The 12,575-nt window shown below is 33.5% G+C and carries 12 protein-coding genes; 9 read left to right on the top strand and 3 right to left on the bottom strand.

What is annotated here, in order from left to right; translation table 11 throughout:
• Positions 1–226: 226 nt before the first annotated feature.
• The 3 genes from glmS to B0A57_RS02495 are packed head-to-tail and all read right to left on the bottom strand — an operon-like array spanning position 227 to position 4,554.
• Entirely contained in the window at positions 227–2,074 is a 1,848-nt protein-coding gene (gene glmS, locus B0A57_RS02505; RefSeq protein ID WP_011962290.1) for a glutamine--fructose-6-phosphate transaminase (isomerizing), read from the bottom strand.
• 6 nt (positions 2,075–2,080) lie between these two features.
• Positions 2,081–3,745 (bottom strand): DUF4270 domain-containing protein, encoded by a 1,665-nt coding sequence (locus tag B0A57_RS02500; RefSeq protein ID WP_034097234.1) that lies wholly within the window; start codon positions 3,743–3,745, stop codon positions 2,081–2,083.
• Positions 3,745–4,554 (bottom strand): glycogen/starch synthase, encoded by an 810-nt coding sequence (locus B0A57_RS02495; protein WP_011962288.1) that lies wholly within the window; start codon positions 4,552–4,554, stop codon positions 3,745–3,747. The genes B0A57_RS02500 and B0A57_RS02495 overlap by 1 nt, the downstream gene beginning before the upstream one ends.
• A gap of 108 nt (positions 4,555–4,662) precedes the next feature.
• Here B0A57_RS02495 and panC point away from each other — a divergent pair, with 108 nt between their 5' ends.
• The 9 genes from panC to B0A57_RS02450 are packed head-to-tail and all read left to right on the top strand — an operon-like array spanning position 4,663 to position 12,561.
• Positions 4,663–5,511, top strand: a complete 849-nt coding sequence (panC, locus tag B0A57_RS02490; protein WP_011962287.1) for a pantoate--beta-alanine ligase — start codon at positions 4,663–4,665, stop codon at positions 5,509–5,511.
• Between the two features lie 13 nt (positions 5,512–5,524).
• On the top strand, positions 5,525–5,875 hold the full coding sequence (gene panD / locus B0A57_RS02485) for an aspartate 1-decarboxylase (RefSeq protein WP_011962286.1): 351 nt from the start codon (positions 5,525–5,527) through the stop codon (positions 5,873–5,875).
• Positions 5,876–5,879: 4 nt separating this feature from the next.
• Positions 5,880–6,839 carry a lysylphosphatidylglycerol synthase transmembrane domain-containing protein gene (locus tag B0A57_RS02480; protein ID WP_011962285.1) on the top strand — a complete coding sequence of 320 codons (960 nt, stop codon included), beginning with the start codon at positions 5,880–5,882 and terminating at the stop codon, positions 6,837–6,839.
• A gap of 47 nt (positions 6,840–6,886) precedes the next feature.
• A complete protein-coding gene (locus B0A57_RS02475) occupies positions 6,887–8,167 on the top strand; it encodes an alpha/beta hydrolase (RefSeq protein WP_034097231.1) in 1,281 nt (426 codons plus the stop codon).
• A gap of 2 nt (positions 8,168–8,169) precedes the next feature.
• Complete coding sequence (gene radA, locus B0A57_RS02470; protein WP_011962283.1) at positions 8,170–9,531, top strand: DNA repair protein RadA; 1,362 nt, start codon at positions 8,170–8,172, stop codon at positions 9,529–9,531.
• A gap of 33 nt (positions 9,532–9,564) precedes the next feature.
• On the top strand, positions 9,565–9,804 hold the full coding sequence (locus B0A57_RS02465) for a hypothetical protein (RefSeq protein ID WP_034097229.1): 240 nt from the start codon (positions 9,565–9,567) through the stop codon (positions 9,802–9,804).
• The gene (locus B0A57_RS02460; protein WP_228463468.1) at positions 9,801–10,076 is read left to right on the top strand and encodes a type II toxin-antitoxin system RelE/ParE family toxin; all 276 of its coding nucleotides are present in this window, start codon (positions 9,801–9,803) and stop codon (positions 10,074–10,076) included. The genes B0A57_RS02465 and B0A57_RS02460 overlap by 4 nt, the downstream gene beginning before the upstream one ends.
• Positions 10,077–10,083: 7 nt before the next feature.
• A complete protein-coding gene (locus B0A57_RS02455) occupies positions 10,084–10,599 on the top strand; it encodes a hypothetical protein (protein WP_034097225.1) in 516 nt (171 codons plus the stop codon).
• 6 nt (positions 10,600–10,605) lie between these two features.
• Complete coding sequence (locus tag B0A57_RS02450) at positions 10,606–12,561, top strand: transglycosylase domain-containing protein (RefSeq protein WP_034097222.1); 1,956 nt, start codon at positions 10,606–10,608, stop codon at positions 12,559–12,561.
• Positions 12,562–12,575: the final 14 nt, after the last annotated feature.

Here is a 12,575-nt window from a genome sequence, read left to right as displayed (position 1 = left end):
TTATTATCAATTCAACAGATTCGCAAAAATTTGACAATAACCTCGACATTTAACCAATAAGTTGCTAATTTAAACCTAGCATTCATAATAATTTAAATATTTATATGCGAAATAATTATTATGCACGCATAACAAACCATATTATCTCAAAATAATTTAAAAAAATAAAATGCATAAAAAAAAGTGAGGCAAAACCTCACTTTTTATAAAGAATATTTTTTTTTAACTATTCTACAGTTACAGACTTAGCTAAATTTCTTGGCTGATCTACATTACATTTACGCATAACTGCAATATGGTATGATAATAATTGCAAAGGAATAGTAGTTAATAATGGCGACATGGCATCGGCAGCATCTGGAATTTCTATAACATAATCGGCTAAATCGCGAACTTGTGTATCGCCTTTTGTTACAATGGCAATAATTTTTCCGCTCCTTGATTTAATTTCCTGAATATTACTCACCACTTTGTCATAATGCCCTTGTTTAGGAGCAATAACAACTACCGGCATATGCTCATCAATTAAGGCAATTGGCCCATGTTTCATTTCCGCAGCTGGATAACCTTCTGCGTGTATGTAGGAAATTTCTTTTAATTTTAACGCTCCTTCTAACGCAACTGGAAAATTATAACCTCTTCCTAGGTAAAGGAAATTTGTAGCGTCTTTAAAAACTGCTGCAATTTCTTTGGCTTTTTCGTTTGTATTAAGCGCTTCGGTAACTTTTTCGGGGATTATTTCTAATTCTTGCAAATATCTATGAAAGTCAGACTTCGACAATGTTCCTTTGGCTTTCGCTAAACGCAAGGCAATCATTGTTAGTACTGTAATTTGCGTAGTGAATGCTTTTGTAGAAGCTACTCCAATTTCTGGACCAGCATGGGTATAAGCACCCGCATGGGTTTCTCTAGAAATAGAGGAACCAACAACGTTACATACTCCAAAAACGAACGCCCCTTTTTCTTTTGCTAATTTTATAGCTGCAAGTGTATCTGCTGTTTCGCCAGACTGAGAGATGGCAATAATAACGTCGTCTTTGTCTATAATTGGGTTTCTGTATCTGAATTCTGAGGCATATTCGACTTCGACCGAGATACGAGCAAATTCTTCAAAAATATATTCGGCAACTAATCCTGCGTGCCACGAAGTTCCGCAAGCAATTATTATAATGCGTTTTGCATTGATAAATTTATCTAGATTATCTTCGATTCCTGCCATTTTTATGAGTCCTTCATTGGCATGAAGGCGACCACGGTAAGTATCTTTAATTACGCTAGGCTGCTCGTAGATTTCTTTCATCATAAAATGATCGTAGCCTCCTTTTTCGATTTGTTCTAAATTCATTTGAAGCTCTTGAATATAAGGATCTACAAGAGAGTCATCTTTTATTTTACGAATTTTTAAAGGTTTATGCAAACGAACGATAGCCATTTCTTCGTCTTCTAAATAGATTACATTCGAGGTATATTCTATAAAAGGCGTTGCGTCTGAAGCTATAAAAAACTCATCGTTACCTACTCCTATTGCTAATGGGCTTCCTAAACGGGCAACCACAATTTCGTTTGGCTTTTGTTTGTCGAAGACACAAATAGCATAAGCCCCAACAACCTGATTTAAAGCTATTTGAATTGCTTTTCCTAACTTAAGATTGTGTGTTTTTTGCACATCTTCAATAAGATTTACGAGTACTTCGGTATCGGTATCTGATTTGAAAGTATAACCTCTATTGATTAATTCTTTTTTTAACGGCTCATAATTTTCTATAATACCGTTATGTATTATAGCCAAATTACCTGAATTTGATAAATGTGGGTGTGAGTTTACATCGTTAGGAACACCATGTGTAGCCCAACGCGTATGCCCCATACCTATTACTCCGTTAGTCGAGATTTCTTTTGATGACTTTTCTTCAAGATCAGAAACTTTTCCTTTGGTTTTAGATAATTTTAACTCTTTACCGTCATAGAGTACAATTCCAGCACTATCGTAACCTCTATATTCTAGCCGTTTTAGTCCTTTTATTATAATTGGGTATGCTTCTCTGTGACCAATATATCCTACGATTCCACACATAAATAATTAATTAGGTTTTGTATAATAAATTTCAAATTTTATTCTTTTCTCATAATCTGCTCCATCGGTAGGAAGATAGTTACTGCCGTATAAAACAGTTCCTAGGGGACTTATTGTAGATGAAACTGGAGATTTATCTATTATTTTAGTTGCATCGTCAGAACTATGTGCAGGAACTTGTGATGGATTTAGATACCCCAAACTATTTAAACCAATATTTTCTGTAATTGCAACACCTAGTCTTACATTTTTAGAACCTGTTACTCCTCTTAGTATTCTGTTAACATGTTCTGTTATTCTAATTTTATAAGTATCATCTGTGGTACTAACGGTAGCTTCTCTAATAATCCCACCGTGCAGGATTTTGTTTAAAGTAATATCTGTTAAATTTTCAGAGTTATCTAAATAATAATCATAAAGCGGTATATTATTGTCTGCATCAAAAATATAAATACGCTTTGGTTTATTGTAACTACTAAGCATATTTGTTTTGTTTACAGTAAAGGTTAAACTTGCTTCATTTACCAATACTTTTTTATTTTTCAATTCTGTTAATTTCGTTTCTCCAGCAACGCCTGGAAACAATTCTATAAAGGCGATAGAACCTTGACCTCCTTTTAGGTATAAATTTTTAGCGCCATTTCCAGCTACATCAGCATCTGTTGAAGTTGTTGATACAGCATTTGTGTACCCTGAGCTGTATGCGTTGTTAAATAAATTTACCGTATTTGCAGTCATATTTAGGGTTAAACTAGCCATTTCTCTGTTGATACTTGGTGTAACTGACCCTGGCACATCTATCACGTCTTGTTTATAATAAATAGTAACATCTCCTTTAGCAAAATCTAACGCCATCGAGGTTCCTTTACCAATAACTGATTCGCTAACTTGAAAATACAATCCTTTAAAATAAGAACTAAAAGCATTGTTATTGTCTAAATTAGCGGCCGAAGCTTTTATAATATTTTCTTTAAAATAATCCGTATCTAGGTGCAAACGCATTCTTGGCGAATTATGAGACTCAACATCTGTTGTAACACTATTATTAACTACTTTATACTTTTTATACTCTCTAGTATCAGGAACAAAAGCAGTGTTTTCTTTAACATTAGTGCTAGTATTTAGTTTAGAACCTACTACAAATGCGCTAAAATTAGCGTCTTGGTCAGAATAATATTTATGTGCTACCCCAGATGGGTCGGAATCCCTTAAGGAAACACCATTACGAAATACTTTCAAATCAATTGGATCATAAGTACCTGCGGTATTGGTTGTATAAATAGAGTTTAAAGTATAGGTTCCTACACCGTTAGCATCTACAAGAGTTTTTGTACTATAATAAGGAACCGTTAGCACTACGCTATCTATTGTTATATTTGATTTAAATGTTGGTTTCTCTATAGCCAGCGACAATTGCGTCACAAAATTTGATTTTGTTGTTCCTAAAACACTATTACACATAACCCCCAACTGGTTAACAGGCAGGTTATTTGTTTGTACTGCTGGCAATTTCTGATTATATGCTTTTACAGGAAAGAGTTCTGGAGTAGCAGTAAAATCATCTGAGCCTACAATATCTGAGCCTAATGTATTAAAATCTTTATCGCACGAGGCAAAAAATACAGCAACTAAAACAATGGTTAGTTTTCTTAAAAAAATGGTATTCATCATTAACCTAATATTTGATTTTTGTAAAACTCTGTGTACGCTTCCGAAAACGTATCTTTGTGGGCGAAAGGTAAAAAAGGTTTTTTTGAAGCTTCTATAAATTTTGTTAAATTTGAAGAAATACTATCTGAGGCAATTACAACTCCATCAGAATGATTTATAGATGCCATCATAATGTTTTCGAAAGTAGGATTATCAAGTTCCGCAATAACACTTTGGGGAATTCCGTCAAACTGTACTTTTTTACCCATTTGAGGATCTAAACTCCCATCGAAAGACTGGTTAAACACTGAGGTTACAATTTTAGTATCGGCAAACAAAGCTTCATCTTTATAATAATGCTTCATATATATGGGTAGCATTGCCGCCATCCAACCTTGCACATGTATAATATCGGGAACCCAGTTTAGCTTCTTCACGGTTTCTACAACTCCTTTTGCAAAGAAGATAGCACGTTCGTCATTGTCTGGAAACATCACACCCTCCTCATCAGCAAAAGTAGCTTTGCGTTTAAAATATTCATCATTATCTATAAAATAAACCTGAATACGTTCTTTTGGTATCGACGCTACTTTAATAATTAGCGGCATATCTACATCATTTACAACGAGATTCATCCCCGAAAGGCGAATAACTTCGTGTAATTGATGCCTTCTTTCATTTATATTACCATAACGAGGCATAAAAATTCTTATTTGCCCTCCTTGATCATTAATCATTTTTGGCACATCGTACGACATCAAAGACACCTCATTTTCAGCAAGATAAGGCACTACTTCTGATGATACATATAAAATTCTTTTATCCTCCATTTTTTGTTTTGTTTTGTTTATGGGACACAAATCACCCGCAAATTTACAAAAATTTATGTTGATATTGACTAAAATAGTAAGTTTGCACAGAATTTTAATGTTTCATACATGATAATTTTTGAAAAACAAACAGATGTAAAAACTTATTTGAAACCGTTTTTACAAGACCAAAAAACGATAGGATTTGTTCCTACCATGGGCGCATTGCACCAAGGACACTTATCGCTAATGAAAGAATCGCTACAAAATAACGACCATACTGTGGTTAGCATTTTCGTGAATCCAACCCAATTTAACAACCCCGAAGACCTAAAAAAATACCCCAGAACGTTAGAAAGTGATGTTGAAAAAATAAAATTATTAAATCATAAAATCATAATTTACGCTCCCACTGTCGAAGATATTTACGAAGGAAAAACAGCTTCAAAATCTTTCGATTATGACGGTTTAGAATTGCAAATGGAGGGCAAACACAGACCAGGACATTTTGACGGAGTGGGAACAATTGTAAAAAAACTGTTCGAAATTGTAAATCCCACCCACGCTTATTTTGGCGAAAAAGATTTTCAGCAATTGGCTATTGTTCGAAAACTAGTGCAAAAAAACAAAATAAACACAAAAATTGTGGGCTGCAAAATTTTACGTGAAGCAAACCAACTAGCCATGAGTTCTAGAAACGAACGCCTTACGGCAGATGAAAGAACAAAAGCAGCCATGATTTACAACACTTTAGCAGAAGCCAAAAAACTTTTTGGCACGAAAAGTGCTAATGAAGTTACAAAATGGGTCACAAAAACATTCGAAAACCAATCGATGTTCGAGTTAGAATATTTTGAAATTACCGACGAGCAAACCCTTCTTACCTGCAAACGAAAAAATAAAAATAAAAAATATCGTGCTTTTATTGCAGTTTTTGTGAACAATATAAAATTGATTGATAACATTTCATTAAAATAATTACCTTTGTACCATGCAAATTGAAGTTGTAAAATCTAAAATACACCGAGTAACAGTAACAGGCGCCGATTTAAACTATATCGGAAGCATTACCATAGACGAAGTTTTACTCGAAGCGTCTAACATTATTGAAGGCGAAAAAGTAAACATTGTAAATATCAATAACGGAGAACGTTTTGAAACTTACGCCATAAAAGGCGCAAAAAATTCAGGCGAAATTACCCTAAATGGCCCCGCAGCTCGCAAGGTTCATAAAGGAGATATAATTATCATTATGTCTTACGCTCGCATGGATTTTGAAAAAGCAAAAACCTTCAAGCCATGGTTGGTTTTTCCTAATGAAAAAGATAATTCATTGAAATAATATTTTGAAAAAAAAAATTGGTAAATGGCTCTCTATAGGACTACCTCTTATTTTAGGAATATATCTTATATACTATAAATATAACGAATTTACTACAGAACAAATACATGAAATAAAAGGCTATTTTAAAAACGCTAATTATTTTTACATCTATTTGTCTTTAGTTATTGCACTTTTTGGTTTCATATCAAGAGCCTACCGCTGGAAATACGCCATACAACATTTAGGGTATCAGACACATTTTTATAATAATTTAATGGCTGTTTGTGTTGGGTATTTCATGAACCTAACAATACCTAGATCTGGTGAGTTTTCTAGAGCTTTGGTACTTAAAAATTATGAAAACATGCCTTTCGATAAAGCATTCGGAACCATTGTTGCAGAAAGAGTGGTAGACACACTCATTTTTTTACTATTTGTTTTTGCTTCATTATTATTTCAATTTAATGTTCTTAAAAACTACGTTTTAACTAAAATCCCTGTCGAAAATTTAATCATATTAGCCTCGATAGGGTTTGTAGGGTTTGTCTTGCTTCTTCTTCTTTGGATATACTCTAACTGGAAAATAGTGTCTGCTATTAAAGAAAAACTTTCTGGACTAATAGAAGGCATGAGTAGCATACTAAAAATGGAACAAAAATGGAAATTTTTATTTCACTCATTCTTTATTTGGTTTACTTATATTTTAATGTTTTATGTTACCATTTTCGCACTCAAAGAAACCAGTAACATTAGTTTTGGTGCCGTAATTATAGCCTTTGTTTTCGGAACCTTAGCCGTAGGTTTTACAAATAGCGGTTTTGGAGTATATCCGTTATTAATCGCCGAAATTTTTATGCTTTATGGCGTTCCAGACACTGCGGGAACTGCTTTTGGATGGTTAACTTGGGCATCACAAACCATTTTAATGATTGTTTTAGGAGGTTTGTCATTTTTATTTCTTCCTATTTTAAATAGAAAATAATTATTATATTGCTACTCCAAAAACACCCACTTATATTTTTTTTTATCATGAAAAACACACTCCTAATAATAACACTTTTTTTTTCGATAGCGCTCTTTTCCCAAACCACTATCCAAACAATACATTCAACAAAATTAGAAGCCGATAGAGAAATAACTATAAAACTACCCGCTTCATACAACAACAAAACAGAAAAAAAATACCCCTTAATTTTAGTCCTAGATGGCGAATACCTATTTGCGCCTTTCGAAGGAAATCTTGCTTTTGCAAACTATTGGGACGATATTCCTGAAGTTATCCTAGTAGGAATAAACCAAAACAAAAAAGAAGAACGTTACGACGATTCTGAATTTGACCCCGCAACTGGTTTGCCCTCTGCAAAAGGAGGTGCTTTTTTTGAATTTATTGCTGCCGAATTAATCCCTAGCCTTGAAAAAAAATACCGAATCGCACCCTTCAAAATCATTGCAGGACTAGACGCTACCGCAGGATTACTAAACTCTTTTTTATACAAAGAGATTCCACAATTTAATGCTTATATTTCTTTAAGCCCAGAACTGGCCAAAGGAATGACAGAAAGAATTCCTCAAAGATTAGCCGCTACAAAAGAACCTTTATTTTATTACCAAGCAACTGCTGATGGTGATCTAAAAAAATTTCAAAATCAAATAAAAGCATTAGATAAAAATATTACAGCAATAAAAAATTCATCACTAAATTACAAATTTGATGATTTCAAAAACGCTTCACATTATTCGTTGGTTTTAAACGGAATTCCAAACGCTTTATACCAAATTTTTTCTATATACAGACCTATTTCTTCCTTAGAATATCAAGAAAAAATAGCAGTCTTACCAGATAGTCATGCAAAATATCTTACAGACAAATACGAAACCATCCAAAAATCATTGGGCATAAAAATGAATGTCAGATTAAGCGATTTTAAAGCCATCGAAGCTGCTATTTTAAAAACTGGCGACTTTAAAGGATATGAAGAGTTGGCGCAAATTTCTGGTCAGCAGTACGAAAAAAGTATGTTATATGATTACCACATGGCGATGTTTTACGAAAAAACAAACGACATAAAAAAAGCTGTAAAATTCTATCAAAATGCCTTCATGAAAGAAGAAATTCGTGAACTAACAAAAGAAATGATGATGAATAAAGCGGAAGATTTAAAAAAATTAATTCCCGTAAAAGCAAAAGGTTTAAAAGGCGGCAAAGCAAAAGAAATCATCGAAGAGGTTCCTGCAAGCGACACTCCAACAACAGATATACCTCCAACGGAAAAACCTGCGGAAACACCAACCGAAGAGAAAAAACCATAACAATGGCCAAAGTAAAAACATCTTTTTTTTGCCAAAGTTGCGGCTCACAATACTCTAAATGGCAAGGACAATGCAACGCTTGCAAAGAATGGAACACCATTGTTGAAGAAATTATTCAAAAAGAAGAAAAAGTAGCTTGGAAAGCCGAAACATCGGAAGTAAAAAAAGCTTCTAAACCACTTTTAGTAAAAGAAATAGACAGCACACAAGAAATCCGAATGAACACTTGCGATGGCGAACTAAATCGAGTACTTGGTGGTGGCATAGTTCCTGGATCATTAATACTCTTAGGAGGAGAACCCGGCATTGGAAAAAGTACGCTTTTACTTCAAATTTCGTTAAAATTACCCTACAAAACCTTATATGTTTCAGGCGAAGAAAGTCAGAAGCAAATAAAAATGCGTGCCGAAAGAATTACCACAAACGGCGACAATTGTTACATATTAACAGAAACCAAAACTCAAAATATATTTCGACAAATTCAGGAAATAGAACCTGAAATTGTCATTATAGATTCGATTCAAACATTGCATACAGATTATATCGAGTCTTCGCCTGGAAGTATTTCTCAAATTCGAGAAACCACTGCCGAACTCATAAAATTTGCCAAAGAAACCAATGTTCCCGTTATCCTAATTGGTCATATTACCAAAGACGGAAGCATTGCTGGACCTAAAATTTTGGAACACATGGTGGATACTGTTTTACAATTTGAAGGAGATAGAAACCACGTGTATCGGATTCTTCGTTCCTTAAAAAATCGTTTTGGCTCTACAGCCGAACTCGGTATTTACGAAATGCAAGGTTCCGGATTGCGAGAAGTTTCTAATCCATCAGAAATATTGATATCGCACAAAAACGAAGAATTATCCGGAACAGCAATTGCTTCAACGCTAGAGGGAATGCGGCCACTGATGATAGAAATTCAAGCATTAGTATCTACCGCTGTTTACGGAACACCGCAACGAAGCACCACAGGCTACAATGCCAAACGACTCAATATGATTCTCGCTGTTCTCGAAAAAAGAGCTGGATTTCGTTTGGGAGCTAAAGATGTTTTCCTAAATATTACTGGCGGAATTTCGGTAGATGATCCTGCGATAGATTTAGCTGTGGTTGCTGCTATATTATCATCTAACGAAGATATTCCTATTAATAAAGATTTTTGTTTTGCAGGCGAAGTAGGACTTTCGGGCGAAATTCGTCCGGTAAATCGCGTCGACCAACGCATTCAAGAAGCAGAAAAATTAGGTTTTTCGACCATTTACGTATCTAAATACAATAAAATTTCATTAAAAAACACTGGAATCAAAATACAATTAGTGGCAAAAATTGAAGATATTGTAAGTGAATTGTTTGGGTAAAATTAGTATCTTTGAGTATAAAAATTATTTGTTATGGATTTGCAATTAGAAAAAATCGAATTAATTGAGTTGCTTCTAAATATAAGAAAAGAATCTGTATTAAAAAAACTGCGTGCTATTCTTGAAAAAGAACATGACATAAATCTTACTCCCGAACAGTATGAAATAGTAGACAAAAGAAGGGAATTGCATTTAAAAAACGAAACGAAATCCTACTCTTGGGAACAAGTTAAATCCAATGCAAGATTAGCAAATCAATTAAACATGAATTGATAATTAAAGAAGAAGCAAGTCTTGAAATTATTGAATCTTATTTGTTTTACGAATCTAAATCAATAGGTTTAGGTGAGCGATTTCTTAACAATCCTGATGATTATTTTAATAGAATTCAGAACTTTCCAGAACATTATCAAATAAAAAGAAAGCCATATCGAGAAGCTTTTGTAAAGAAATTTCCATTTGTGATTGTGTATGAAATTTCAGGAAATGAAGTAATAGTTTATGCTGTTTTTCATTCTAATAGAAACCCAAGCGAGAAACCATAATTTTTTAATGAAACCCTACTCCGAAATATTACAACTTGTAAATTCCTACCACGAAATCGGCGAAACAATCCAAGCGGCCAATTTTGTAGTGGAAGAATATGGGATAAAACACCCCAATTTTGAAGGTTTCGAATTGCGAGAAAAAGCCAAAGCCGATTATATCCTTATGACTACCGAAGGTACTTTTGGCTTACCACAAATTATTAGAATTCCAGAAAATACGTTCGAATTTGAGTTTGTATTAATGCTCAATCTAATCGCCCATGAAATGGTTCATGTAGATCAGAAAATGGCAGGAAGTTTTGTCGAGGATAGAAATGAAAGAGAATGGCAAGCTTATTACGAAATACTTTTTCATAAAAAATACCCACAAATTCCTAATGTAGCCAAACACCAACAATTATTTTTTGCCAATAAAGCGCTAAGTTATTATGCAAAAATGGGCACAAACTCCGATTTACAAATAAAGTATGCGGCACAAAAACACGAAGTAGATACCTTTGTCGCTTCATTATCACAATAACCTTTTATGAGAAGTAAAAAACAAAAGTTTTTTTTGTTCCTTAAAATTATAATCCTATTCTTGTTATTTTCTGTAGCAGGAGTTTACTTTTTCCGTGACGCTTTGCTGCAAAAAGCAATTGCAAAAGCAACCTCAAAATTTGACACTGATTATAATTGCCGTTTTTGTGTACAAAAAGCCAGTTTCGATGGTATTTCCAGTATCCAATTGAACAATATTATTTTAGTTCCCAAAGAAGCAGACACTCTTTTTTCTATCGAAAAAGTAAAAACAAAAATCAATTTATTACAGTTGATTACTGGCAATATTCAGTTGCAAAACCTTGAAGTAAAAAACGGGTTTATTCAGCTGGTAAAAAACGAACAAGGCCGTAATTTTGACGCTTTTTTAAAAAAAGACAAAAGCAACGATATTAATAAAAAAAAGAATTATGCCAAATTAGCGTACCGGTTATTATCGAAAGTGCTAAACTTAGTTCCAACCGAAATGCAGCTCGAGAACATATCATTACGAATGGACGATTTGGGAATTAAAGTAACCATGCAATTACCCAAATTAGAACTAAAAAACCATCAACTACAAACCAATATTAATGTTACCGAAAGTGAGTGCTCGCAAAAATGGAATATTTCGGGTTTTGTAAATCCTAGAGCCAAAAAAGCAAATGTACAAATTTACAATAACGACACTTCAAAAATACAATTACCTTATGTTTATAAGCGTTTTGGATTTAAATCTAGTTTCAAAAACGTTAACCTAAAATTAGACAAATTCGATTTAGAAAGCAACGAGCTTCATCTTGACGGATTGGTTTCGGTAGAAGATTTTACCATCAATCATCCTAAAATTGCCAAAAAAGAAGTTTTAATAAAAACGGCTAGTTTCGATTATCATTTTCTACTAGGAAGCGATTTTGTGTCGATAGACAGTACATCATCGGCACAAATAAACAAGATCAAACTGAAACCTTTTGCCCAATATAATACTGAAAAAGACACTATTTATAAATTTAAAATCTTGATTCCGAAAATGAAAGCCCAAGATTTTATTTCTTCGCTTCCTAACGGATTGTTTACCCATTTTACAGGAATGAAAACCGAAGGAAATTTCGATTATAAACTCAATTTCAAATACAACAAAAACAAACCAAACGCTTTAGTTTTTGATAGTAATTTAAATAAAGAAAGGCTTAAAATTGTAAAATATGGCGAAGCTAATTTGAACAAACTAAATGAAGAATTTGTATATCGAGCAATCGAAAACAATGTATTGCAACGTCCTATTTTAGTAGGAAATTCTAATCCTAATTTTACGCCTTTAGACCAAATTTCGCCTTACCTTCAAAAATGTGTACTCACATCTGAAGACCCTTCATTTTTCTCTCATCACGGGTTTATAAATGAGGCTTTCAAACAATCGATTACTAAAAACATTAGAACAAAAAAATTCTCTCGAGGTGCCAGTACCATTAGCATGCAACTAATAAAAAATGTTTTTTTAACCCGTGAGAAAACATTATCCCGAAAATTGGAAGAAATATTATTGGTTTACTTGTTAGAAAACAACCGAATTGCAAGTAAAGAACGCATGCTCGAAGTGTATTTTAATGTCATAGAATGGGGACCAAATGTATATGGAATTGGAGAAGCATCGTCTTTTTATTTTCAGAAAAAACCAATCGATTTAAGTTTAAAAGAATGCTTATTTCTAGCATCGATTGTACCTAAACCTAAAAAATTTATGTATCAGTTTGATGACCAAGGAAAACTAAAATCCTTTGCAAACAAACACGAAGAATTTATGAGCAAACTCATGTTGCGTAGAGGATTATTAACGCCAGAAGATACGATTGGACAGCAAATGCCTATTTTTATCTCGGGTCGTGCCAGAAAACACATGAAGTTTAAAGTACAAGATTCTATTGCAGCAGATTCTCTTTTTACTGATTTTGATTTTAATTAACCTTTCACCACAGA

The sequence above is a fragment of the Flavobacterium psychrophilum DSM 3660 = ATCC 49418 genome, assembly GCF_002217405.1.
Lineage (GTDB): Bacteria > Bacteroidota > Bacteroidia > Flavobacteriales > Flavobacteriaceae > Flavobacterium > Flavobacterium psychrophilum.
Note: the sequence above shows the minus strand (reverse complement) of the source record. Positions and strands in the feature narration are given on the sequence as shown.

What these genes read in the sequence shown, in the direction of transcription:
- panC (WP_011962287.1), top strand. Translation starts at nt 4,663, where the DNA reads ATGATAATTTTTGAAAAACAAACAGATGTAAAAACTTATTTGAAACCG.
- radA (WP_011962283.1), top strand. Translation starts at nt 8,170, where the DNA reads ATGGCCAAAGTAAAAACATCTTTTTTTTGCCAAAGTTGCGGCTCACAA.
- glmS (WP_011962290.1), bottom strand. Translation starts at nt 2,074, where the DNA reads ATGTGTGGAATCGTAGGATATATTGGTCACAGAGAAGCATACCCAATT.
- B0A57_RS02455 (WP_034097225.1), top strand. Translation starts at nt 10,084, where the DNA reads ATGAAACCCTACTCCGAAATATTACAACTTGTAAATTCCTACCACGAA.
- B0A57_RS02495 (WP_011962288.1), bottom strand. Translation starts at nt 4,554, where the DNA reads ATGGAGGATAAAAGAATTTTATATGTATCATCAGAAGTAGTGCCTTAT.
- panD (WP_011962286.1), top strand. Translation starts at nt 5,525, where the DNA reads ATGCAAATTGAAGTTGTAAAATCTAAAATACACCGAGTAACAGTAACA.
- B0A57_RS02450 (WP_034097222.1), top strand. Translation starts at nt 10,606, where the DNA reads ATGAGAAGTAAAAAACAAAAGTTTTTTTTGTTCCTTAAAATTATAATC.
- B0A57_RS02465 (WP_034097229.1), top strand. Translation starts at nt 9,565, where the DNA reads ATGGATTTGCAATTAGAAAAAATCGAATTAATTGAGTTGCTTCTAAAT.
- B0A57_RS02500 (WP_034097234.1), bottom strand. Translation starts at nt 3,745, where the DNA reads ATGATGAATACCATTTTTTTAAGAAAACTAACCATTGTTTTAGTTGCT.
- B0A57_RS02475 (WP_034097231.1), top strand. Translation starts at nt 6,887, where the DNA reads ATGAAAAACACACTCCTAATAATAACACTTTTTTTTTCGATAGCGCTC.